This window comes from Sphingomonas mucosissima, assembly GCF_002197665.1.
Classification (GTDB): Bacteria; Pseudomonadota; Alphaproteobacteria; order Sphingomonadales; family Sphingomonadaceae; genus Sphingomonas; species Sphingomonas mucosissima.
In genome coordinates, this window is record NZ_NBBJ01000006.1 from 141,449 (window position 1) to 165,044 (window position 23,596).

Sequence of the window (23,596 nt, forward strand, 5' to 3'; positions counted from 1 at the left end):
CGATGGGGAAGGGCAGTGTGGCGGGGCTCAGCCCTGTAGCCGCAGCGCCACGTCGTTCATGAAGCGAACGTCGTCCCCCGCGGCAAGGGTTGGCGACTCCGCTCCCATGGCGCCGAGCAGGTCGCTCAGCAAATCTATCTCGCTCTTGGCGTAGTTGCCGAGCACATGCCCGGTCACCCGATCCTTGTGGCCGGGATGGCCGATACCGATGCGCACGCGGCGGAACTCAGGCCCGAGGTGCTGGTCGATGGAGCGCAGGCCATTGTGGCCGGCGAGGCCGCCGCCCACCCGCACCTTCACCTTCATCGGCGCAAGATCGAGCTCGTCGTGAAAAACCGTCAGTGCCTCGACGCCGAGCTTGTAGAAGCGAAGTGCCTCCGCAACGCTGCGGCCGCTCTCATTCATGAAGGTCGCGGGTTTGAGCAGCAGCACCTTCTGGTTGCCCAGTCGACCCTCACGGATCCAGCCCTGGAATTTCTTCACCGTCGCGCCGAAATCATGCACCTCGGCAATCGCATCCACCGCCATGAAGCCCACATTGTGTCGCTGCATGGCATGTTGCGGGCCCGGATTGCCCAAGCCGACCCATAGCTGCATCACCGATCCATTCGTATCGTTAGCGCCCCAACGAAAACGGGCGGGGGCGTTGCCGCCACCCGCCCGCATAACCGCGCCGCCAAACGGCGGCGGTCGGCTGTCTTACTCGCCAGCAGCTTCCTCAGCCGCGTCGGTCGACGTGTCGCCCTCGGCCGACTTCAGCGCCGACGGAGCAACAACGGTCGCGATGGTGAAGTCGCGATCGTCGATCGCCGACTGCGTGCCCTGCGGCAGCGTCACGGCGGAGATGTGGAGCGAGTCGCCCACGTCCAGGCCCTTGAGCGAGATGATGACTTCCGACGGGATTTCCGCCGCGTCGCACACCAGCTCCAGCTCGTGACGAACGATGTTCAGCACGCCGCCCTTCTTCAGGCCGGGGGCCTCTTCCTCATCGGCGAACACCACCGGCACGGCAACGGTGACGGTCGCGTGCGCGGAAATCCGCAGGAAGTCGACGTGAACCGGACGATCGGTGACCGGGTGGAAGTGCACGTCCTTGGGCAGGGTGCGCTCGCCGTTGATCATCACGACGGTGTTCATGAAGTGGCCCGTGCCCAATGCCTTCACAAGCTCCTTTTCCTCGAGATGGATCGAGGTGGGTTCCTTGTTCTGGCCGTAGATCACGGCGGGGACGCGGCCGTCACGACGCAGCGCCCGGGAGGCTCCCTTGCCAACCCGGTCACGCGTCTCGGCTGCGAGCGTCAACTGGTCGCTCATCGATATTCTCCGAAACTCATGTGTGTCCTTCCGCGCCACGCCTCCAGGGATGACCATGGCCGGAAGCGGGCGCGCATAGCGGGGGAGGGCGGGAAAGGCAATCCCGCCGCTTGCCGCTTGCCCGCTCAGTATTTCACCCGCACAGCCCTCAATCTATATTTGCCAAGGTGCGCCTGAACGCTCTGCGGCCCCGCCAAATGGCCGGCGCCGACAGCGATGAATACACGGCCCGGCGTGCGCATCCGCTCGGCGATCCACGCCGCCCATTTGGCGTTGCGATCCACCAGCAATGCCTTGCCCACCTCGGGCGAATCCTTCAGGCTTTCGTTCATCGTGGCGGCAAGGCCATCCGGGTTGCCCGTCGCCCAATCCTTCACCATCCGGTCCATCGTCTCGCCGGCCTTGGGCAGCTCCTCGACGGTGGAGTTGAGCAAGTCGAGCTGCGCCTTCTCCGACAGCGAGTCGAAGATCGACATCTGCCCTTCAAAGGTCTCCAGCCCCATGACCTGCTTCTTTTGCGCCTTGGCCGCCCGGGTGAGCACGCCCTCCGGCCCGTTTCCTGCGTCATAGCCAAGCTTTTGAACGGGCAGTACGGACAGGCTGATCGCGGCGAACCAAGGCTGCATTCGTTCGAATGAAGCGCGCGGGAGCTTGTTGTCCTCCAACGCTTTCACAAACGCCGCACGCTTGTCCTCGGGCAGCTTCTCCGTGAGCGGCGGGCCGGCTTTCGCAAAGGCTTTGGAGACAACCACCCTTTGCTGGGTCTCCTGATCGGGCTCCACCATTTCGAGCACCAAGGTGCCCGACCGATCAAACGCCTTCTTCACCGTCTCGTCGAACCAGGAAAGCCCGGGCTTCAGGACGTGGATGGTCCCGAACAGATAGATCGTGGTGTCCTTGTCCTGCACCACCCACAATGCGGGATCGGCGTCCTGCTGCTGCACGGCAGGCGCGGGCTGGGCGCAGGCGGGCAGGGTGAAGGCGAGACCGACGGACGCGAACAGCGAGGTGAAGGGACGGAACACGTGTTTAAGCAACCTTCCTGATCAGGGCAGGGCAAGCCTAGCGGGGCCCTTGCCTGTTGGCGAGCCATCCGCCATTGCCCGGCGCGCGATGAACGCCACCTCAACAGACGCGCCATTGAGCTTCCAGGACATGATCCTGCGGCTCCATTCTTATTGGGGAGCGCGCGGTTGCGCCATTCTCCAGCCCTATGACATGCGCATGGGCGCGGGCACCTTTCACCCGGCAACGACGCTGCGTGCCCTGGGCCCGGATCCGTGGAACGCCGCCTTCGTCCAGCCCAGCCGCCGCCCGACCGACGGCCGCTATGGCGAGAACCCGAACCGGCTGCAGCATTATTACCAATATCAGGTGATCCTGAAGCCCAGCCCGCCTGACCTCCAGGAACTGTATCTCGGCAGCCTCGCCGCGATCGGCATCGATTTCACCCGCCACGACATCCGCTTCGTCGAGGATGACTGGGAAAGCCCCACGTTGGGCGCCTGGGGCCTCGGCTGGGAAGTGTGGTGCGACGGGATGGAGGTGACGCAGTTCACCTATTTCCAGCAGATGGGCGGCTTTGATTGCAAGCCGGTCGCGGGTGAGCTCACTTACGGGCTCGAACGGCTGGCGATGTACATCCAGAACGTCGACAATGTGTACGACCTGCGGTTCAACGACGCGGGCGTTTCCTATGGCGACGTGTTCCTCGAAAACGAGCGGCAGATGTCGACCTGGAACTTCGAGGTCGCCGATACCGACACGCTGTTCGACCTGTTCCGCAAGGCGGCGGCCGAGTGCGAGAATTGCCTCGCCGCGAAGCTGCCGATCCCTGCCTATGAGCAGGCGATCGAGGCAAGCCACATCTTCAACCTGCTGAACGCGCGCGGCGTCATCTCCGTCGCCGAGCGTCAGGCTTATATCGGCCGCGTCCGCGATCTCGCGAAGGGTGCCTGCACGGCGTATATGGAAAAGAATGCCGAGGGCTGGAAAGCCCGCTTCGCGAACTGGAGCGCGGCATGACCGACTTTCTTCTCGAACTGCGCTCGGAGGAAATCCCGGCGCGCATGCAGGACAAGGCGCGCGAGGATCTCGCCCGCCTGTTCGCCGCTGAACTGGACAAGGCCGGGCTGAAGGCCGCCGAAATCGTCACCTACGCAACGCCGCGGCGCCTGGCGCTGATCGCGCGCGATCTGCCCGCGCAGACGCAGGCGGTGAGCGAGGAGCTGAAGGGCCCGCCCGCCGACGCCCCCGATGCTGCGGTCGAAGGCTTCCTGCGCAAGGCGGGCCTGACGCGCGACGCGCTCGAGACCCGCGAGGTGAAGGGCCGCGCAACCTTGTTCGCGGTGATCGACAAGCCGGGCCGCGCCACCGCCGAGGTGCTGGCTGAGGCGATCCCGGCGATCATCCGCGCCTTTCCCTGGCCCAAGTCGATGCGCTGGGGCGATGCCTCGATCTCCACCGAAAGTCCGCGCTGGGTCCGCCCGCTGCAAGGCATCATCGCGCTATTCGGCGACGATGTGGTGCCGTGCGCCGTCGCTGGCGTGGAAAGCGGCGCGGCGACGGTCGGCCACCGCTTCCACCACCCGGGCGTCATCACCATCGGTAGCGCATCCGACTATGTCGAGAAGCTGCGCGCCTGCCACGTCATCGTTGACCAGAACGAACGCCGCGCGACCATCGCGCTCGGCGCGAAGCTCGCCGCGAACATGGCTGGCCTCACGCTGATCGAGGACGAGGGGCTGGTCAGCGAGAACGCCGGCCTCACCGAATGGCCGGTGCCGCTGCTCGGCCGCTTCGACGAGGCGTTCCTCGACGTGCCGCCCGAGGTGATCCAGCTCACCGCGCGCGTGAACCAGAAGTATTTCGTCTGCCGCGATGCCGGCGGAAAGCTCGCCAACGCCTTCATCTGCACCGCGAACATCGACGCGGCGGACGGCGGCGAGCGGATCGTGGAGGGTAACCGCAAGGTGCTCGCCGCCCGCCTCTCCGACGCGCGCTTCTTCTACGAGACGGACCTCAAGGTCTTGCTCGCCGATCAGGCGAAGAAGCTCGAAAAGATCGTCTTCCACGAAAAGCTCGGCACCGTCGCCGACAAGGTCGACCGCGTGGCGAAGCTCGCCCGCTGGCTGGCCGAGGAAGGCATCGTCAAGGGCGCCGACCCCGACCTCGCCGAACGCGCCGCGCGTCTCGCGAAGGCCGATCTCGTCACCGGGATGGTCGGCGAATTCCCCGAGCTCCAGGGCCTGATGGGCGGCTATTACGCCGCTGCGCAGGGCGAGGCGGCGCAAGTCGCCGAGGCAATCCGCGATCACTACAAGCCGGTAGGGCAGGGCGACGACGTGCCGACTGCGCCGGTGACGGTGGCCGTCTCGCTGGCGGATAAGCTGGACACGCTGTTTTCGTTCTTTGCTTGGGGCTTGCTCCCAACAGGCTCTAAAGACCCATTTGCTCTTCGCCGAGCAGCTCTTGGCGTTATCCAGGTTCTGGAAAGAACCGGGTCGCGACTACCGTTCAAAGCGGCGCTTGAACTCCACGGTTGGCAAGCTGTCTATCAGCGCGTCTTCGATGATCATGCATATCAGCAAGACTTTTTGCATCACTATTTCTCGTCGGAGCAGCTTGAGGAGGAGCGCTTCAGCGATTGGTTCGAACGTTCCGAAGACGGCTTATGGACCTTCGCTCGATCAGAAGCCGGAGGACGGCTTAGCCAAATTTTGCTCGACTTCTTCGCCGATCGCCTCAAGGTTCAACAGCGCGAAGCCGGCGTCCGCCACGATCTGATCGACGCGGTGTTCGCGCTCGGCGGCGAGGACGATCTCGTCCGCCTGCTCGCCCGCGTGAAGGCGCTGCAATCGTTCGTCGGCACCGAAGACGGCGCTAATCTGCTCGCCGGATACAAGCGCGCGGCGAACATCCTGAAGAAGGAAGGGTACGACACGTCGGCCACGTCCGTCATCCCCGCGCAGGCGGGGATACACGGCGCCGCGAGCGCAGGTGGAGAGATGGGCTCCGGCCCGCGCGGAAATGACGATGCCGTGGATGAGCCCACCGCCTATGATCCCGATCTCGCCGAGGCCGCACTGGTCGGCGCGCTAGACGTGGCCGAACCGGCGGCCCGGGAAGCGATCGCGCGGCAGGATTTCGAAGCCGCAATGGCCGCGCTCGCCAGCCTGCGCGCGCCGATCGACTCGTTCTTCGACCAAGTTACCGTAAACGATGCCGATCCTGACAAGCGCGCTGGCCGCCTGGCCCTGCTCGCGCGCGTCCGGGCCGCCGTTCACGGTGTCGCCGATTTCTCTCGTATCGAGGGATAAGCGGGTAAACGGTTACATCTACAAAGGCGCTGGTTTGCACTTGCAATCCGGCGTCCGGCCGTGTGTTGCGGCGCAATAACGAGTTTCAGGAGGCGATAACCCATGGCAACCGCGGCGAAGACCCAGGCGGACGAACGGTACGTCTACCGATTTGGCGGCGGCGTTTCCGACGGCGGGAGCGGGGACAAGAACCTCCTGGGCGGCAAGGGCGCCAATCTTGCCGAGATGGCCTCGATCGGCCTGCCGGTGCCGCCGGGCTTCACCATCAGCACTGCCATGTGCACGCGCTATTACGAGGAGGGCGAAACCTTCCCCGAAAGCGTACGCGGCGAAGTGGCGGCCGGGATCGTGCATATCGAAGGGATCACCGGCAAGAAGTTCGGCGACGCCTCCGACCCGCTGCTGGTTTCGGTCCGCTCGGGCGCACGCGTCTCGATGCCCGGGATGATGGACACCGTCCTGAACCTCGGCCTGAACGACGAAACCGTTGAGGGTCTCGCCAGCGCCAGCGGCGACGAGCGCTTTGCTTGGGACAGCTATCGCCGCTTCATTCAGATGTATTCGGACGTGGTGCTCGGCCTTGATCACGGCGCGTTCGAAGAGGCGCTTGAAGTCGCCAAGGAAGACAAGGGCTTCACGCTCGACACCGAGCTTTCCGCCGCAGACCTGAAGGCGCTGGTCGCCGAGTTCAAAAGCCTGGTGGAGGAGCAGCAGGGCGCGCCGTTCCCGCAGGACGTGCACGACCAGCTGTGGGGCGCCGTCGGCGCGGTGTTCGGCTCGTGGCAGTCGGATCGCGCCAAGGTGTACCGCCGCCTGAACGACATTCCGGGCAGCTGGGGCACCGCGGTCAACGTGCAGGCAATGGTGTTCGGCAACATGGGCGACACGTCCGCGACGGGCGTCGCCTTCACGCGCGATCCTTCGACCGGGCACAACGCTTATTACGGCGAGTTCCTGATCAACGCGCAGGGCGAGGACGTCGTCGCTGGCATCCGCACGCCGCAATATCTCACCAAGGCCGCGCGCGAAGACGCAGGCGCCAAGCCGCTCAGCATGGAAGAAGCGCTGCCGGAGGCGTACACCGAGCTCGCTGCCGTGTTCGACCGTCTGGAACGTCACTATCGTGACATGCAGGACATCGAGTTCACGGTGCAGCAGGGCAAGCTCTGGATGCTCCAGACTCGCTCGGGCAAGCGCACCGCCAAAGCGGCCCTGAAGATCGCGGTCGACATGGCGGCCGAGGGCCTCATCACCCGCGACGAGGCGATCCTGCGCGTCGATCCGCAGGCGCTCGATCAGCTGCTTCACCCGACGCTTGATCCCTCGGCCGCGCGCGACGTGCTGACCAAGGGGCTTCCCGCGTCGCCGGGGGCGGCATCCGGCGCGGCGGTGTTCGACGCCGATACGGCGGAGAAATGGGCGGCGGATGGCAAGGCGGTGATCCTCCTGCGTACCGAAACCTCGCCCGAAGACATTCACGGCATGCACGCCGCAAAGGGCATCCTCACCGCGCGCGGTGGCATGACCAGCCACGCCGCAGTGGTGGCACGCGGCATGGGCCGCCCCTGCGTGTCGGGCGCCGGCGCGCTCTCGATCGACAACAAGGCGAAGACCGCCCGCGTCGGCGGCCGCGAGGTGAAGGAGGGTGACCTCCTGACCATCGACGGCGCCACCGGTGAGGTGATGGCCGGCGAAGTGGCGACGATCCAGCCGGAGCTGGCGGGTGATTTTGGAACGCTGATGGTGTGGGCGGACGAGGTTCGTCGCCTGAAGGTGCGTGCCAACGCCGAAACGCCGCTCGATTGCCGCACCGCGCGTGACTTCGGTGCCGAGGGCGTTGGCCTGTGCCGGACCGAGCATATGTTCTTCGAGGCGGATCGGATCACCGCGGTGCGCCAGATGATCCTCGCCGAGGATGAGGCCGGGCGCCGCGCCGCGCTGGAGAAGCTGCTGCCTGAGCAGCGCAGCGACTTCCAGGCGATCTTCGAGGTGATGGCTGGCCTGCCGGTTACGGTGCGCCTGCTCGACCCGCCACTTCATGAATTCCTGCCGCACGAAGAGGCCGAGTTTGCCGAGGTCGCGACCGCGGCGGGCGTCGACGTCGACACGCTGAAGCGCCGCGCCGGCGAGCTGCATGAGTTCAACCCGATGCTTGGTCACCGCGGTTGCCGCTTGGGCGTGACGTACCCCGAGATCTACGAGGTTCAGGCCCGTGCGATCTTCGAAGCGGCGCTCGATGTTGCGGAAAAGTCCGGTGAGGCACCGATCCCCGAGATCATGATCCCGCTGGTCGCCACCAAGCGCGAGCTGGAGCTGATGAAGGCTGTCGTTGATCGCACTGCCAAGGCCGTGTTCGACGAGCGCGGGAAGACTGTCGAATATCTCGTGGGCACGATGATCGAGCTGCCGCGCGCGGCGCTGCGCGCTGGCGAGATCGCCGAAGCGGGTGAGTTCTTCTCCTTCGGCACCAACGATCTGACGCAGACGACGCTTGGCGTCAGCCGCGACGATGCCGGCCGCTTCCTCGGCTCCTATGTGGAGCAGGGCATCTACGCTAAGGACCCGTTCGTCAGCATCGACGTCGAGGGTGTCGGCGAGTTGATCCGCCTGGCAGCGGAGCGTGGTCGGGCAACCCGGCCAGACATCAAGCTTGGCATCTGCGGCGAGCATGGCGGCGATCCGGCGTCGATCGCCTTCTGCGAAAGCGTCGGCCTCGATTACGTGTCGGCCTCGCCCTATCGTGTGCCAATCGCGCGCCTTGCGGCGGCGCAGGCTGCGCTGAAGGCGCGCGGCTGATAGCGAGCAGATAGCTGGCCGGGGTGGGCGTCGTGCAAGGCGTCAACCCCGCTCAGCTGTTTTGCTGCCGCTGGTCGTGGCAGGAAAGCCAACGCTACCAAGTCGGGCAAAAGCAGCCTTGAAAGCAAGACTTGGCCGGGTGATGCCGCGCTGTGATCCCGGCGCTTACCACGGTTTTCGGCGAGATCGCATTAGAGGCATCGCTCCGCGGCGCCCCGCGCCCGCGAGGCGCTTGTCCGACCATAGCCGGTTCGCTCGTCGGCTTCACGCCGAGCCGCATTCAGCGACGCGGCGATGATCTAGCTGATCCGAAGATCGCTCGGCTTGAATACAGCTAGTTGCGACAAAGCGGCGGTCGTTCGTCAACGGCACACCAGCGGCTGAGATAGTACCACCGTCAGATCAGCCGTTCGTGCCAACCCTGTTCGTCCAGTCGAACCAGCGCGGCCGCATAGAGCCCGCCGGCCTCGCTGCGCTTTGCGCCAGCGGCGCTCGCGTCGTCGTCATTGGCGCATTGGTCGCTGTTGTGGCCACCACGGGTGTCGCCTGGGTCAGCCGCGCATTCTCGCGCTCCAGTTCTGCGACGCGTGCCTCGCGTTCCGCCAGTCTCGCGTCCAGGTCCTTGCGGGTGCGGCCATGCACATCCCGCTCCTCAGCATAGCGCTGCTTCCATTTGCGGCCGCCAGGATGACTGGCCAATCCAAGCAGCCACCCGGCGATCAGGGCAACGGCGAGCGCCATCCATTGTGTCGGCGTCGTGAAGAGCATCGCGTTCCTCCTGTTACGCAGGTCAAACGATGGTTCACGATCCGCGTTCCGCCCGCGGCTCGCCGCGTCAGAACTTGCCGCCAATGAAGGAGTCGCTGATCGAGCAGGCGGCAGGCCCAAGGATCACAACGAACAGCACCGGGAGGATGAAGAGGATCAGCGGCACCGTCATAATCGCGGGCAGACGCGCGGCCTTCTCCTCGGCCCGCATCATGCGCTCGTTGCGGAACTCGCCCGACAGGACGCGAAGCGCGCTGGCGAGCGGCGTTCCATATTTCTCGGTCTGCACCATCGTGGTGACAATGCCCTTCACCTCTTCCAAGGCCACCCGGTTCGCCAGGTTCTCGAAGGCGAGGCGCCGGTCCGTGAGGAAGCCGAGCTCGATCGCGGTCAGCGCGAACTCGTCGCCGAGTTCGGGATAAGCCTTGCCAAGCTCCTTCGCCACCCGGTGAAAAGCCGCGTCCACGGTCAGGCCTGCCTCCGCGCAGATCACCAGCAGATCCAGCGCATCCGGCAAGCCTTTGCGAATGGCATCGGATCGCTTGGTGATCTGGTTCTTGAGGTAAATGTCTGGCGCCTTGTAGCTCAGGATAAAGGCGCCGGCGACGACGAGATAACGCTTCAACGGAGACCAATGCGCGAAATTGTCGGTTCCATAGACCAGGAACAGCATGAAGCCACCGATGATGATCGGTAGCATCATTCGGCCGAAAATAACTCCGACCGCCCATTCTTTCTTGCGGATGCCGGCCTGCAACAGCTTTGTCTGTGCTTCTTTCAGCTGGCTGTCCTGGAGAACCTTCAAGGACTCCAGAAACTGGCGAATGCGGTCCGCATTCTCGCTCTTCTGGACGAGCTTGGCGCGTCGCTTGCTGGTTGAGGCGGTGATGCCGGCTTTCAGCTGCTCGCGCCGTTCGTTCAGTGCCTTGACCCGCTTGGTCATCGGATCGCGAACGCTGAGGGCGGCGTAGATGGCGACGAACACCGCCATTGCCGCAACGGCAGCAAGGATCGTCGCTACCCAGATCACGTCTACGCCAAGGAGCGTGGGGCCCTGTGTCGGTTCCATCATCAGATCTCGAAATTGACCATCTTGGACATGATGAAGGCGCCAATGCTCATCCAGATCATGCCGCCGACGCCCGCCACCATCAGGCGTTCGTCCATGAAGAATTTCTGCATGTAGCTGCCGTTGATGAACCAGATCAGGCCGAACACGATGAACGGCAGGGAGCCGATGATCAGCGCCGAGGCCTTTGATTCCGACGACATCGCCTTGATCTTCAGCTTCATCTGTCCGCGCAGGCGCAGCACGGTGGCGAGATTCTGCAACGTTTCGGCGAGGTTGCCGCCGGTCTCGCGCTGGATAGCGATGGTGATCACGAAGAACTGGAATTCAGCGGTACCCAGACGATCCGCGGTTTCCTGAAGCGCTACATCCATGGAGCGGCCGATCTTCATTTTGTCGGCGACCGACCGGAATTCTTCACCTACCGGACCACTCACTTCGCTGCCGACCACTGCCATGGTTTCGGTGATTGGCAGGCCGGATCGCAATCCGCGCACCAACAGTTCGATCGCGTCGGGGAACTTGGCGTTAAAGGCCTTAATGCGCCGGCCGATGACATAGCTGACGGCGAAGTGCGGAATACCGCCGCCCCCCGCCAGGCCTAGGAAGATCGCGAGGAGAAGCGGAAATCCGATCAGCAGCAGGAGCAACACTGTGCCCACGAAGATGCCGAGCGTGATGCCGCCGTAGCGGCCGACCGTCCACGGCTTACCCGTCATGTTCAGCCGCTTTTGCAACTCTTCCGGCCGCGGAAGGAAGCGCATGGCGGCACGATCGGCCTTGGTCGAGCTGCGGCCGGTGATGCGACGCAGTTGGGCCTCAACCGGATCGCCGGCAACCGCGGCATGGCGTTGCCGCACCGTGTCGAGGCGACGTGACGCAACGCGCTGGGGCGAGGGCCCTGCAAAGGCAACGTACACCAGCCCCAAGGTGATGAGCGCGCCGATTGCCAAGGTAATCACCGGTATCAGGGGCATGTCGCGTCCGTTCTCCTACGTCCCATGTGCTTGCGGGATCAGCTCTTGGCGGGCTTTCTGGGCATCAATCCTTTCAGATCCGCAAACTTGCCCATGAGCGAAGTGCCCGCCTTGCCTCGACGCCGGCCCTTGCCGTCGGACCCTTCCTCCTGCGTGATGAAGCAAAGATGAGTGGCGATCTCGCCGATCGCGGCAACCGTTTTGGACGTCTTGCCCGCTTCCACCATGGGCTTGCCGAGCTTTGCGGCCTGTGCCGCGAGCTTCTGGTCGAACGGCACGACATGGTCGATCTTTCGCTCGATCGACGTTTCGAAATCCTTGCGGCTGATTTCCAGCTGGACGGCGGGCTGCACCTTGTTGGCGAGCACCAGCACCTGTGCTTCCGGCGCATTGGTTTTCAGCCACGAAAGCAGGCGAATGCTGTCCCGTGCCGCTGCCAGGGTCAGCTCGGTGACGACAACCACCGTTTGAACCTTGGTCACGAGCTGGGGATGACTCACCAGCATATGGCGGGGCAGATCGACGACCGTGCATTCAAACGCGGCACGCATCTCTTCCTGCAGCTGGAGATAGGCGCCACCGTCGGTCATGACGGGTGCGGTAATCGGCGCTTCCGCGGATAACACCGCCAGCTTCTCCGACGCACGCACCATTGCACGCTCGATGAAGAGGCCGTCGATGCGGCTGGGGTTCTCGATCGCGTCGGTGAGCCCACGACCGGGCTCCAGATCAAGCGCCAGCGCGCCCGTTCCGAAATGCACGTCCAGATCAAGCAGCGCCGTCGATCGGCGCTCGCGATCGCTCATCAACCAGGCGAGTGACGTTGCGACGGTCGACGCGCCGGCGCCGCCGCGGGTACCGATCACCGCCACCGCGCAATGCGGGTGCTCATTTGCCGTCTCCACGACCTTTGGTGCATTGAGCAGCAACTGGGCGTGGTTGAAGGCGTCGCGCAGCATATCGGGGCTGAGCGGCTTCAGCAGGTAATCCTGGATCCCGCTGGAAACGAGATCGCGGTACAGCCGCACATCGTTGACCTGGCCGGACGCGAGGACGATCGTTCCGGGCTCGCAGACTTCGGCCAGCGAGTTGATGTCGTTCAGTGGATCGCCCGATTCCGCGAGGTCCACGAACAGGATCTGCGGGGAGGCGGACACAGAGAGCGACTGGACGGCATTGCGCAGCCCGCCCTTGTGCACCTTCTCGGCGGACCAGCCCATTTCGCTGACGATGGGGCGCAGGGTTTCGGCCGTGTTCTCGTCGCAGACATAGGCGACGAACGGCTCTCGGGTTCCCGCGCTGGCAGGTTTCCAGGGTGCGTTCATCTCAGCGGCCTCCCGAACTGCCGCCACTGCCGGCGCTGGTTCCTTCGGCGCGCACCGCCGTACCGCCGGCGCCCGTCGGCTCAGCCCGGCGGAACCGGTCGATCGCCTTGGTCGCGACCGCAGGATCATAGGGGCTACGCGCCGCCTCGCCGCGGACGAGATCGGTTGGATTGGCGACCATGGCAGCCAGGTTGGAATTCACCGCGCAGCCATGATTGGAGGAGGTATGGGCGTCGAAGTTCGGCTCGTACATCCGGCTGTGGTCTGGGCAGCCCGGCACATAAGCGCGTGCCCGGCTGACGACGATGCGCGCGGTGCCCGATGCGATCGGCGCTGCCGTGACGGTCGCTTCATCTGACACCAGGAGCCCGAACTGCGCGGCGGCAGCCGCGACATCGGCCCGCGTCGCCGGATCGCGCGATGGATCATCTACCGCGATCCGGTCGCCATAACCAACCTTGAGCGAGCTCATCCAGGCGACGAGCCGCTCGCCCTCGCCGGGTGCAAGGCCGCTCGGACCGGAACCGACGTCGAAGGCATAGTCGGCGCGCGACACGACCGGCTGATGGACCGATTCGAGGCCACGGTTGGCTGTCCCGCTGCACCCGCCAATTATCAGGGCAGGCGCCATGCCGAGGAGGAGAGTGCGCTTAAGCATGTTGCTGTTCCTCACCGTCATCATCAGTTCAACGAAAAGCCAGGAGCCGGCGCGTCATTTTTCTTGTTCTTCTTGCCCTTGCCGGCAGTTGCGGCCTTCTCGTCGGCAGCGTTGCCGGGCAGCGGCAAGGGAGCGGCGGGGGCAATCGGTGCGGCTGCGCCAATCGCGGGAGCGGCGGGTGGCCCTGCCTCCAGCGTCGGCTTGGGCCGGTCGCCGCCTGTAGTCCCCGAGGAAAGCTGGCCGAGCAGCACCCGTTCCACATCGGTGGGCGACTTGTACCCGTCGGTCGGCAGTCTGATGTCGTTCCCGTTCACCGGCTGCACCAGATAAGGCGTGATCACGATGACCAGCTCGGTCTCGTTGCGCTGAAAACCATTCGAGCGGAACAAGGCGCCGAGGATCGGCACGTCGCCGATGCCGGGCGTCTTCTCGATCGAATTGTTGTGATTGTTCTGCAACAGGCCGGCGATCATGAAGCTCTGGCCTGAGCCGAGCTCCACCGTCGTCTCCGTACGTCGCGTAGTAAGACCCGGCACCTGCGTGCCCGAAATGGTCACCGCATTGGAATAATCGAGCTGCGACACTTCGGGGCGGACGCGCAGCGAGATGCGTCCGTCACTCAGCACTGTCGGCGTATAGGCGAGACTGACACCATATTGCTTGTACTCGACACCAACGGTGCCAAGCCCCTGCGCAAGTGGGATCGGGATCTCGCCGCCGGCAAGAAAGGTGCCTGTTTCACCTGAAAGCGCCGTCAGGTTGGGGTTGGCGAGGTTGGTAACCTGGCCGATGCGTTCGCCCAGATCTAGCGCGCCGAGCACGTCCAGGCCGAGCAGCTTGCCTGCCAGGCCCGCGGTCGTGGCGTTCGAGGCCCGCGTAACTATGCTGTTGTTCGCTGGGCCTTCCGTGAAGCCGACGCCCAGGGTGCCGCCGGGCTGATATTGTGGGCTGAACTCTCGGCCGCGTGAGAGGCCGAACTTGAATCCCCCAGTGCCGTCAGCGGTGCCGAAATTGCTCCCGATGTTTTTGGCAAAGCTGCGCGTGACTTCGGCGATGCGCACCTGGAGGTTGACCTGCAGCGGCGTGGCAGTGCGTAGGCGGCTGACCACCTTGGATCCTTCACCCACGAACGCCTGCACCAGCCGTTCGGCCTCCGCGCCATCCTCCGGATTGGCGACAGTGCCGGTCAACAGGACAATGCCGTTCAGCGTGGTGGCGGTCACCTTTGCCTCGGGCATCGCGAGTGACAGCATCTGGCTGACGGAGTCGAAGTTGTTCCCGACACGAACCGTGGCGCCATAGACCACGGCGCCACCTCGTGAAGTCGCCGAAATGGTCGTCTCACCAGCCTTCTTGCCGAACACGTACAATTGCGTGGGCGAGCGGACCTGGACGTCGGCGATCTCGGGGTTGGCGACGAACAGGTCGCTCATCGGCCGCGGCAGGTTGATCAGCTGTCCGCGGTTGGTCGCGACCTGCAGCGTGGTTCCGGCAGCCACCGCGTTCTGCGCCGGAGCCGCCGCAGGCGTGATCGCGATCGCAGCCGCGCTGAGCGCGAGCGCCAACGGCCAGCGGATCGGCTTTGAAGGAATACGCATCTTAGTTCTTCCCTCCGACCGGCACTTCGGTCACGTTGTTGCCGCGGGCGATGCGGACCACCGGGCCCGAAACCTGCGCTGGTGCGCCCGGGTAGGCGGTCGGTGCAGGGCCGCTCGGCGGCGCGCTCATCATCGATTGCTGGGGCGTACGGCCCGGAACGGTGCGACGCTGGTAACGAGAGACGTCGGCGCCCACGGCAAAGGTCGGGTTGCCGGCTTGCGGGGTGCTCGACAGCTTCAGCATCATGGCGCGCTCGGCCTTGGGGTCGCTGCCATCAGGCACCGACACGTCGCCGGAAGCGATCGCCTGCTCAAGTTCCGCCGTATTGTCGGCGATGGAGCGCAGCGACAGCGAGATGGTACCCACCGTCTGCGCCACCGCGATCTGCTCCGCGATCTTGGGCGTCGCCTCGATCGTCACGGTCGAGAAGGTGTGGACCACCGTGTTGCCGGCCTCGTCCTTTTCCTGGTTGGTGCGCTGGTCGGTGGCGAGCACGCGCAGGTTGCGCAGGATCGTTTCGGCGACGCGCAGCGGCGGGCCGTCGCCGCCGCCCTCGACGCTCTGCGTCAGCAAAAGGTCGATACGGTCGCCCGGAAAGACGAACCCAGCGACCGAGGATTGCGTCGACACCGGCACCGTCACGGCGCGCATGCCCGGGCCAAGCGCGGCGGCAAGGAAGCCGCGATCGCCCGGCTTCACAAGCGCCCCTTGCGTGATCGGCTGTCCCGCCGTGACCGCGTTGCGCACCACCGTGCCGACCACGTTCTTCATGTCGAACTCGGGGCCTTCCTGGAAGTAGGCGCCCTCGACGAGCTCCGCGGGCCAAGGCTGGAACTTGACCGAACCCGGATCGATGATGGTTCCCACCGGCAGCGCGCGCGTGGCGACCAGCACCTTGGGCCCGAGCGGCACCGGTGCGGGTGACCCCGGCATCGCGCCGGCTTGCGGCGTGCTGGTGCCCATGATGAGCGAGCGCGCCATGAAGGCAGTGATCGCCGCGACGAGCAACGCGCCCACCAGCAATATGACCTTGCGACTATCCATGAATCATCGTGCCTTTCGCATCAGCGCTGGCCAGTGTTGTCCATGCTGGCGTATGATTAGGTAAAGTGGTTAAGAAGCGGTTCGCGTAGGCCGATAAGTCCAGCAATGGCGATGGCCACCCCATAAGGTATCTCGGGATTTCCGCTGTTTTTGCGTATCCTGTGATCAATAAGCATCACTATTGTGATCGCGCCGCCGACGATTGACATGATCAGCAGCAACTGGATCAATGCCGGCACTGGCATCCAAAGCGCGAGCGCCGCAATCAGCTTGACGTCGCCGCCGCCCATCTGGCCAAAGTGAAACGCCACGCAGAACAGGGTCAGCACCACCAGCGCGACACCGGTCTGCACCACCATGCCGGGCCATGGCTCGATACCGATCGCCAGCCACCACAAGGGGGCAAGAAGCGCGACCGTCGCATTCTTCCAATTGGCGATCTCACGCACTCGTGCGTCCTCGATACCAGCGGATATCAGCAGCAGGCCGAGTGTCGCGGGCAGCGCCCAGGAAAGAAAATTCCACACCATGAAGAGGTGGCACTAGACGCAATGGCTTGCGAAACCGTAACCAAGCCGCCTCACCATGAATACACCCGCTCCGATCCGCCGGGCTCTTCCTGCCGACGCGACCGTCACGCGCTGGCCCGCGCCGGACGGGTGGCTGCTTCGCCGGTTCGACTGGCCCGGCAGCGGACCTGGCGGGATCCTCTTCCAGACCGGCCGCGGCGACGTGTTCGAGAAATATCTCGAAACGTTCGAACATTGGCACCGCGCAGGCTGGTCAGTCACCGCGTTCGACTGGCGCGGGCAGGGAGGCTCGGGCCGCCTCGCGCCGGATCCGCATGTCGGCCATGCCGATGATTTTGCGCCGTTCATCGCCGATCTTGCCGCCGTTTGGCAGCAATGGAATGTCGCTGGCCCACGGGTCGCGATGGGACACTCGATGGGTGGCCATCTGGTTTTGAAGGCGATGCTTGACCGGGCGATTAACCCAGATGCTGCGGTGTTGATTGCGCCGATGGTGGGGCTGAAGGCCCCGGTCGGCCCGCGTATTGGCGAAGCGCTGGCGCGGATCATGCGCGGCCTGGGCGATCCTGCGCGCGCGGCGTGGAAGGGTAACGAACGGCCAGCTACCCGATGGAAGCGGCAACAGCTCCTCACCAACGACGTCAGCCGGTATGCCGACGAGCAATGGTGGTATGAACAAGTGCCGGAGATCAGATTGGGGCCGCCCAGCTGGTCCTGGCTGGTGCAGGCGTTTGCCTCGACGCGTGAGCAGCGCAGCGATTCGCGCCTTGCGACACTCGCGACACCCATTCTCATGCTGGTCGCCGATGAGGATGGACTGGTCGATTCGCGGGCGGCCGTTGAGCTTGCCCGCCGGCTCCCCAATGCCGAACTGCATCAGTTCGGCCGAGAGTCCGCGCATGAGATATTGCGCGAGGCCGATCCGGTTCGCGATCGTGCGCTGGCGGTGATCGATCGGTTTCTGGCGACTCGCCTGCCGTGAGCTTCGACATCGCCATCATCGGCGCCGGCATGGCCGGTGCGTCGCTAGCGGCCGAAATCGGGGATCGCGCGCGCGTCCTGCTGATCGAGGCGGAACCGGCGGCGGGCTATCACGCGACGGGGAGATCCGCAGCCTTCTGGTCCGAAACCTATGGCGGGCCGGGCATTCAACCGCTCACCACCGCCTCGGGCGACAGCCTTCGCGCAGGCGGCTTTCTCGATCCGCTCGGCTCGCTGCACATCGGCCGTGCCAGCGATGCAGCGCAGGCGGATGCGTTTCTTGCCGACTTCGCCGACAGCGGCGTGCCGCTTCTCCCGGTTGATCCGCGAGAGCACGTGCATGGCCTGCGCGCCGGCTGGACGATCGGCATCATGGAGCCGACCTGCGCCTATATCGACGTCGCGGCGCTTCACGCAGACGCCTTGGCGCGCGCGCGCCGCGGCGGCGCTCAGCTGGTGCTCAACGCCGCGCTGACGGGTGCCACGCGTCTCCCGGCGGGCTGGCGCCTCGAGACGAATGCCGGCGTTCACGAGGCTGCCGTGCTCGTCAACGCCGCGGGCGCCTGGGCCGATCAGGTGGCGCGGCTTGCCGGCGTGTCGCCGCTCAACATCCAGCCGTATCGCCGCACCATGGTGCAGCTGCGCACTGATCCGGCCCCTGCCGCCGGCGTGCCGCACGTTGTTCACATCGGCGGCGATTTCTACTTCAAGCCCGAAGCGGGCGGGCGCCTGTGGCTCAGCCCGCATGACGAGACACCGGTGGACCCCGGCGATGTTCAGCCGGAGGAACTGGACGTCGCCGTCGCCATCGACCGCTTCGAACAAGCGGTGGATTGGCGGATCACGCAGGTGGAGCGCAGATGGGCCGGGTTGCGCAGCTTCGCGCCGGATCGGCTGCCCGTTTACGGCTTCGCGCCTGACGGGCCCGGTTTCTTCTGGTTCGCGGGGCAGGGCGGGTTCGGCATTCAGACGGCTCCTGCCGCCGCCATGATCGGCGCCGCGCTGCTGTTGGGTACGGATCCGGTGCTCGGCATAGACGTCGAACGCTATGCGCCGACGCGCTTCCGCAGCGCCTGACCGGTCGGATAATCGCTCTAACCGCGCTTACCCGCAGCCACCGCCGCATCGCTCGCCAGCTTGTCGGCGCGTTCATTCTCCGGGTGGCCGGCGTGGCCCTTCACCCATTGCCACTCCACGCGATGTCGCTCGCTCGCGTCCAGCAGCGCCTGCCACAATTCGGCATTCTTGACCGGCTTCTTGTCCGCAGTCTTCCAGCCGTTCTTGCGCCAGCCGTGAATCCATTTGGTCAGCCCGTCCATCACGTAGCGGCTGTCGGTATAGAGCGTCACGTGGCACGGCCGCGTGAACGCCCTCAGCGCTTCGATCGCGGCGGTCAGCTCCATGCGATTGTTGGTGGTCAGCGGCTCGCCGCCGGACAATTCCTTTTCGTGCTCACCCATGCGCAGCACGGCTCCCCAGCCGCCCGGCCCCGGATTGCCCTTGCATGCGCCATCGGTGAACGCCTCGACCTTGCTCAACTCACTCATACCGAACGCTTCACCAACTCCGCATCATAATGTTTCAGCCGCCGCACATAGGCGAGGGGATCCTTGCGCATTACCAGCGCATCGGCCGGCGTGTTGAGCCAATCCCACGCCCGCGACAGTGCGAAGCGGATGCACGCCCCACTCGCCAGTGTCTGGAATTGGGCGCGTTCGAACGGCGACAATGGGAAATGCTGTTCGTAGCTGGCGATCAGCGCCTCGCCCACGGCTGCGTCATAGCCGCCGCCCTTCGCGTCGAACGCCCAGGCCGTATGCATCACCGCCAGATCATAGACCCGGATGTCGGTGCAGGCGAAATAGAAGTCGATAAGTCCAGTCACCTGATTGCCGATCATCAGGACATTGTCTGGGAAAAGATCCGCGTGAATGGCGCTGCGATCGAGATCGGCACCGCGCCAATTCGCTTCCACCGCGTCCAGCGCATGGCCAAGGTCGTCGTACAGCCCGGACGCAATGTCATCCATGCTGCGTCCACACCGCTCGAACAGCGGCCGCCAAGTCTCGATGCCCATGGAATTGGGACGCGTCGGCGTGAAATCAGCTACCGCGCGGTGCATCGCTCCCATCGCATCGCCCGCAGCGTGAGCCTGTGCTGGCGTCGGGTGCGACAGCGACACGCCGGACAGAAACTTGATGAGGCACGCCGGCCGCCCTTCCAGCTCCTGGATTTCCTCCCCAGCGCGATCTTTGATCGCTGGCGGCACCGGCAGGCCCTTGGTATCCAGATGGTCGAGCAGCGCCATGAAGAACGGCAGATCGTCCGCCGCCACGCGTTTCTCGTACAAGGTCAGGATGTAGCGCCCGCGCGTGGTGTCCACGAGATAGTTGGAATTCTCGACGCCCTCGGCGATGCCCTTGGCGGAAATCAGCTCGCCAACGTCGTAGCGCTGGAGAAACGCGGCAAGCGCTTCCGCCGACACATGAGTATAGACTGCCACCGCACACCCCGCTTGCGCCCCTCTTCACCGGGGCAGGCCCACTCTTCACGCCGCGCTTCGGGCGCGCGGCCCCTTACGCCGCCTGTTCCAGCGCGCGGGGCAGCTTGAAGGCGATCGTCTCGCGCGTCGTTTCCTCCTCGCGTTCGGTTACGTCGTACCGCGTTGCGAGCAGGTCGACCAATTCGCGCACCAGCAGTTCCGGTGCGGATGCACCCGCGCTGACGCCCAAAGTGCCGACGCCCTCAAGGAACGCCCAGTCGAGATCCACCGCGCGCTGGATCAGCGCCGCGCGCACACCCTCGCGCTGCGCCACCTCTACCAATCGAACCGAGTTGGAGGAATTCGGCGCCCCGATCACCAGCACGGCGTCACAGGCGCTGGCGATCGCTTTCACCGCCGCTTGCCGGTTTGACGTGGCGTAGCAGATGTCTTCGCCGCGCGGCGGCTGCATGTTCACAAAGCGCCGCTGCAGCACGCGGACGACTTCGGCGGTATCGTCCACCGACAACGTCGTCTGGGTGAGGAACGCGAGATTGTCGGCGTCGGCGGGCTGCAGCGCCTCGGCGTCGGCGACGTTCTCGATCAGCGTCATCGCCCCTGCGGGCACTTGGCCGAACGTGCCGATCACCTCGGGATGGCCGGCATGACCGATGAACAGGATGTGGCGGCCGGCGGCGACGAGGCGCTCCGCCTGGCGATGCACCTTGGAAACCAACGGGCAGGTCGCATCGAGATACTCAAGCCCGCGCGCTTCGGCATTCGCCGGCACCGATTTGGGCACGCCGTGTGCCGAGAACACGACGGGCGCACCATCGGGCACTTCGTCGAGTTCCTCGACAAAGATCGCGCCTTTAGCCTTCAGGCTGTCCACCACGAACTTGTTGTGAACGATTTCGTGGCGGACATAGACGGGGGCGCCGTGCTTCTCGATCGCCAGTTCGACGATGCGGATCGCGCGGTCCACTCCGGCGCAGAAGCCGCGCGGGGCGGCAATCAGCAGTTCGAGCGCTGGCTTGTCGGTCATCCCTGCCGCTTACGCGATTGCCTGCCCGCACGGAAGGCGGTTATGAGCGCGCCGGTACTTCGTATCCGTCGTACCCGTTCGTATAAGGTTTCTCCGCACGTGTCTTTTCGCACCTCCGCGCTCCGCCTTTCTGGCCTCGCCCCTCTCGCTCTGGCTCTGCTCGCTGGGGGTTGCGCCAAGAGCGGTGACATTTCGCTCGACGGTGGCGTGGGGATCACGGCGGTGCGTTCCGCCTGCCCGGTGGTGGGTGTGCCGGCCGGCACGGGCGATATTACCCTGTTCGACCCACCGGCGAGCCGGGATGCGAGCGCCATTGATGTCACGGCAGTGATGACGAATGTTCGCGCCACCTGTGCCGATAACAGTTCGGACGTGGTCAGCACCGTCACCTTCGATGTTCGCGCCCGCCGCACACGGACGGATGGCCCGCGTGAGGTGACCTTGCCGTATTTCATCACCATCGTGCGCGGTGGAACGCAGGTGGTCGCAAAGCGCGTCGGCGCGGTCGCGGTCCGTTTCGAGCCGGGGCAGGCGCTCGCCAGCGTGTCCGGCCAAGCCAGCGCGAACATCAATCGCGCGGCGGCCACGCTGCCCGACTCGGTACGCAACCAACTCACCCGTAAGCGCAAGGCAGGCGACGAGGACGCGGCCGTTGATCCGCTTTCCACCCCCGAAGTGCGTCAGGCGGTGCTCGCCGCCAGCTTCGAGGCGCTCGTCGGCTTCCAGCTGACGCAGGATCAGCTGCGCTACAACGCGCAGCGCTGAGACGGCCGCGATCATGGGCGATTGACTCGCCCCGCGCGCCCCGCCACAGGCGCAATTGTCGATGCCGGGCAACCGGCGTGGGCGCGCGGGAGAGCGCGGGTGGCCTTTCAGGCACGATCCGCCGCCGAAGGAGCAACCACCCCGGAATCTCTCAGGCAGCAGGGACCGCGCATACCCATCGACGCTCTGGAAAGCGGCCCCGCCAGGCGGCGTGGCCCACCGAAGGTGTAAGCGCGGGATATCCGTGCGAAAGCTCTCAGGTTCCGTGACAGAGGGGGTCCGGTTCGTTTCGCCAGCAATGGCGGACGATCGCCCTTGAAGACGGACGATCCGCGATGAGCGATCACGACGACGAAGACGTAATCATCGAAACCATGACGCTGCCGCTCGACGGCTGGCATCGTGCCCACGGCGGCCGGATGGTCGAATTCGCGGGCTATTGGATGCCCGTGCAGTTCGAAGGCATCATGGCCGAGCATCTGTGGACGCGCGAAAGCGCCGGCCTGTTCGATGTCAGCCACATGGGGCAGATCACGTTCCGGGGCGAGGGGTTGGTGCCAGCGCTTGAGGCGATGATGCCGGCTGACATCGCCGGCCTCGCGCTCAACCGCGCACGCTATTCGTTGCTGCTCGACGAGGGCGGCGGCATCCTTGACGATCTGATGCTGACGCGCCTGCCGGCCGACGAGGATGGCGAGCGCATCTACATGGTCGTCAACGGCGCGACCAAGTACGACGACATCGCGCACATGCTCGATCATCTGCCGGACGACATCACGCTGAACCTGATGGAGGACCATGCGCTCTTGGCGCTGCAGGGCCCCAAGGCAGTGGATGCGCTCGTGCGGCTGGTGCCAGGCGTCGATGCTTTGGTGTTCATGCAGGCCGCGCCCTTCACCTGGCAGGGGCATAACCTTTGGATCAGCCGCTCGGGCTATACCGGCGAGGACGGCTTCGAGATCTCGATCCCGGCGGAGGGCGTCGAGGCGTTCGCCGATGCGCTGCTGGAACAGCCCGAGGTGAAGCCGATCGGCCTGGGCGCCCGCGATTCGCTGCGGCTTGAGGCTGGTCTCCCGCTCTACGGCCATGACCTCTCGCCGGAGATCACCCCGGTAATGGCGGAGCTCGGCTTCGCGCTGTTCAAGCGCCGCCGCGAGGAAGGCGGCTTCCCCGGTGCCGAGCGCATCCTGGCCGAACGCGAGAACGGCCCCATCACAAAGCGGGTCGGCCTGCTGGTCGAGGGGCGCCAACCGGTCCGCGAGGGCGCGACCGTGCTCGATGAAGACGGCAGCACCGTCGGCAGCGTCACGTCCGGCGGCTTCGCGCCTAGCGTCGGGGCACCGATCGCCATGGCGTACGTTCCGCTCGCCATGGCCACGCCCGGCACCCGCATCCAGCTGTCGCAGCGTGGCAAGGTCCACGCCGCCACCGTCACCTCCATGCCATTCGTCCCCCACCGCTACGTCCGAGGAGCGAAGTAAGATGAGCCGTTATTTCACCGAGGATCATGAGTGGATCGACGTCGACGGTGATGTCGGCACGGTCGGCATCTCGGATTATGCGCAGGGCCAGCTCGGCGACATCGTGTTCGTCGACGTGCCGGAAGCCGGCAAGTCGCTCGCCAAGGGTGACGAGGCCGCGGTGGTCGAGAGCGTGAAGGCCGCCAGCGACGTCTATTCGCCGGTTTCCGGCTCCGTGATCGAAGGCAACGCCGCGCTCGCCGACGAACCGGGCCTCGTGAACACCGATCCGGAAGGCGAGGGCTGGTTCTTCAAGCTGACCCTGTCCGACGCGTCGCAGCTCGACGGGCTGATGGACGAAACGGCCTACCAGGCATTCGTCGCGAAGCTCTGATCCAGACTGACCCTCCCTCTTCAGGGGAGGGGTTGGGGTGGGGCCTCTCCGCGAGCGCGACGCCCGGAGG

22 protein-coding genes and 2 riboswitches are annotated in these 23,596 nt (G+C 65.2%); of the genes, 8 read left to right on the forward strand and 14 right to left on the reverse strand.

Translation table 11 applies throughout. The features are described from left to right. Nucleotides 1-27 precede the first annotated feature (27 nt). The 3 genes from pth to SPMU_RS15345 form a co-directional block, all read right to left on the reverse strand. Nucleotides 28-597 (reverse strand): aminoacyl-tRNA hydrolase, encoded by a 570-nt coding sequence (gene pth / locus SPMU_RS15335; protein ID WP_088335008.1) that lies wholly within the window; start codon nucleotides 595-597, stop codon nucleotides 28-30. 102 nt (nucleotides 598-699) lie between these two features. Then, nucleotides 700-1,314 (reverse strand): 50S ribosomal protein L25/general stress protein Ctc, encoded by a 615-nt coding sequence (locus tag SPMU_RS15340; RefSeq protein WP_088335010.1) that lies wholly within the window; start codon nucleotides 1,312-1,314, stop codon nucleotides 700-702. A 125-nt stretch (nucleotides 1,315-1,439) separates the two neighbouring features. Beyond that, nucleotides 1,440-2,339: a TraB/GumN family protein gene (locus SPMU_RS15345; RefSeq protein WP_088335012.1), complete on the reverse strand. Its 900-nt coding sequence runs from the start codon at nucleotides 2,337-2,339 to the stop codon at nucleotides 1,440-1,442. Nucleotides 2,340-2,469: 130 nt separating this feature from the next. Between SPMU_RS15345 and SPMU_RS15350 the strand changes: the two genes are divergently transcribed. From SPMU_RS15350 to ppdK, 3 genes are all read left to right on the forward strand, one after another. Then, nucleotides 2,470-3,339 carry a glycine--tRNA ligase subunit alpha gene (locus SPMU_RS15350; protein WP_088335176.1) on the forward strand — a complete coding sequence of 290 codons (870 nt, stop codon included), beginning with the start codon at nucleotides 2,470-2,472 and terminating at the stop codon, nucleotides 3,337-3,339. Continuing rightward, nucleotides 3,336-5,633: a glycine--tRNA ligase subunit beta gene (glyS, locus tag SPMU_RS15355; protein WP_088335014.1), complete on the forward strand. Its 2,298-nt coding sequence runs from the start codon at nucleotides 3,336-3,338 to the stop codon at nucleotides 5,631-5,633. Before SPMU_RS15350 ends, glyS begins: the two co-directional genes overlap by 4 nt. Nucleotides 5,634-5,735: 102 nt before the next feature. Then, nucleotides 5,736-8,429 carry a pyruvate, phosphate dikinase gene (ppdK, locus tag SPMU_RS15360; protein WP_088335016.1) on the forward strand — a complete coding sequence of 898 codons (2,694 nt, stop codon included), beginning with the start codon at nucleotides 5,736-5,738 and terminating at the stop codon, nucleotides 8,427-8,429. Between the two features lie 402 nt (nucleotides 8,430-8,831). Here the strand turns inward: ppdK and SPMU_RS15370 are convergent, their stop codons facing one another. From SPMU_RS15370 to SPMU_RS15405, 8 genes are all read right to left on the reverse strand, one after another. Then, nucleotides 8,832-9,197 (reverse strand): hypothetical protein, encoded by a 366-nt coding sequence (locus tag SPMU_RS15370; RefSeq protein WP_088335020.1) that lies wholly within the window; start codon nucleotides 9,195-9,197, stop codon nucleotides 8,832-8,834. 67 nt (nucleotides 9,198-9,264) lie between these two features. Then, nucleotides 9,265-10,266, reverse strand: coding sequence for a type II secretion system F family protein (locus tag SPMU_RS15375; RefSeq protein WP_088335022.1), 1,002 nt, complete (start codon nucleotides 10,264-10,266; stop codon nucleotides 9,265-9,267). A 2-nt stretch (nucleotides 10,267-10,268) separates the two neighbouring features. After that, entirely contained in the window at nucleotides 10,269-11,243 is a 975-nt protein-coding gene (locus SPMU_RS15380) for a type II secretion system F family protein (protein WP_088335024.1), read from the reverse strand. 38 nt (nucleotides 11,244-11,281) lie between these two features. Further along, the gene (locus tag SPMU_RS15385) at nucleotides 11,282-12,568 is read right to left on the reverse strand and encodes a CpaE/TadZ family protein (protein ID WP_088335026.1); all 1,287 of its coding nucleotides are present in this window, start codon (nucleotides 12,566-12,568) and stop codon (nucleotides 11,282-11,284) included. Between the two features lies 1 nt (nucleotide 12,569). Then, complete coding sequence (locus SPMU_RS15390) at nucleotides 12,570-13,226, reverse strand: CpaD family pilus assembly lipoprotein (protein WP_088335179.1); 657 nt, start codon at nucleotides 13,224-13,226, stop codon at nucleotides 12,570-12,572. A 23-nt stretch (nucleotides 13,227-13,249) separates the two neighbouring features. Then, nucleotides 13,250-14,824, reverse strand: coding sequence for a type II and III secretion system protein family protein (locus SPMU_RS15395; protein ID WP_088335028.1), 1,575 nt, complete (start codon nucleotides 14,822-14,824; stop codon nucleotides 13,250-13,252). Between the two features lies 1 nt (nucleotide 14,825). After that, the gene (cpaB, locus tag SPMU_RS15400) at nucleotides 14,826-15,869 is read right to left on the reverse strand and encodes a Flp pilus assembly protein CpaB (RefSeq protein ID WP_088335030.1); all 1,044 of its coding nucleotides are present in this window, start codon (nucleotides 15,867-15,869) and stop codon (nucleotides 14,826-14,828) included. A 56-nt stretch (nucleotides 15,870-15,925) separates the two neighbouring features. Beyond that, a complete protein-coding gene (locus SPMU_RS15405) occupies nucleotides 15,926-16,399 on the reverse strand; it encodes an A24 family peptidase (protein WP_088335032.1) in 474 nt (157 codons plus the stop codon). A gap of 55 nt (nucleotides 16,400-16,454) precedes the next feature. On the opposite strand from SPMU_RS15405, the gene SPMU_RS15410 reads away from it, so the two are divergent. Both SPMU_RS15410 and SPMU_RS15415 read left to right on the forward strand, forming a co-directional pair. Further along, nucleotides 16,455-17,381: an alpha/beta fold hydrolase gene (locus SPMU_RS15410; protein WP_088335034.1), complete on the forward strand. Its 927-nt coding sequence runs from the start codon at nucleotides 16,455-16,457 to the stop codon at nucleotides 17,379-17,381. Further along, nucleotides 17,378-18,457 carry an NAD(P)/FAD-dependent oxidoreductase gene (locus tag SPMU_RS15415; protein ID WP_088335036.1) on the forward strand — a complete coding sequence of 360 codons (1,080 nt, stop codon included), beginning with the start codon at nucleotides 17,378-17,380 and terminating at the stop codon, nucleotides 18,455-18,457. The genes SPMU_RS15410 and SPMU_RS15415 overlap by 4 nt, the downstream gene beginning before the upstream one ends. Before the next feature lie 17 nt (nucleotides 18,458-18,474). Here SPMU_RS15415 and rnhA read toward each other — a convergent pair whose 3' ends face one another. From rnhA to ispH, 3 genes are all read right to left on the reverse strand, one after another. Continuing rightward, nucleotides 18,475-18,927 (reverse strand): ribonuclease HI, encoded by a 453-nt coding sequence (rnhA, locus tag SPMU_RS15420; protein ID WP_088335038.1) that lies wholly within the window; start codon nucleotides 18,925-18,927, stop codon nucleotides 18,475-18,477. Next, nucleotides 18,924-19,883 (reverse strand): homoserine kinase, encoded by a 960-nt coding sequence (gene thrB / locus SPMU_RS15425; protein WP_088335040.1) that lies wholly within the window; start codon nucleotides 19,881-19,883, stop codon nucleotides 18,924-18,926. Before thrB ends, rnhA begins: the two co-directional genes overlap by 4 nt. A 73-nt stretch (nucleotides 19,884-19,956) precedes the next feature. Continuing rightward, complete coding sequence (gene ispH / locus SPMU_RS15430; protein WP_088335042.1) at nucleotides 19,957-20,907, reverse strand: 4-hydroxy-3-methylbut-2-enyl diphosphate reductase; 951 nt, start codon at nucleotides 20,905-20,907, stop codon at nucleotides 19,957-19,959. Nucleotides 20,908-21,063: 156 nt separating this feature from the next. Between ispH and SPMU_RS15435 the strand changes: the two genes are divergently transcribed. The 3 genes from SPMU_RS15435 to gcvH all read left to right on the forward strand — a co-directional run bounded on the left by SPMU_RS15435 (nucleotide 21,064) and on the right by gcvH (nucleotide 23,526). After that, nucleotides 21,064-21,672 carry a hypothetical protein gene (locus SPMU_RS15435; RefSeq protein WP_088335181.1) on the forward strand — a complete coding sequence of 203 codons (609 nt, stop codon included), beginning with the start codon at nucleotides 21,064-21,066 and terminating at the stop codon, nucleotides 21,670-21,672. Nucleotides 21,673-21,748: 76 nt separating this feature from the next. Next, nucleotides 21,749-21,850, forward strand: a riboswitch (glycine riboswitch). Continuing rightward, nucleotides 21,851-21,954: riboswitch (glycine riboswitch) on the forward strand. 53 nt (nucleotides 21,955-22,007) lie between these two features. Beyond that, nucleotides 22,008-23,153: a glycine cleavage system aminomethyltransferase GcvT gene (gene gcvT / locus SPMU_RS15440; protein WP_088335043.1), complete on the forward strand. Its 1,146-nt coding sequence runs from the start codon at nucleotides 22,008-22,010 to the stop codon at nucleotides 23,151-23,153. 1 nt (nucleotide 23,154) lies between these two features. Further along, nucleotides 23,155-23,526, forward strand: coding sequence for a glycine cleavage system protein GcvH (gcvH, locus tag SPMU_RS15445; RefSeq protein WP_088335045.1), 372 nt, complete (start codon nucleotides 23,155-23,157; stop codon nucleotides 23,524-23,526). Nucleotides 23,527-23,596: the final 70 nt, after the last annotated feature.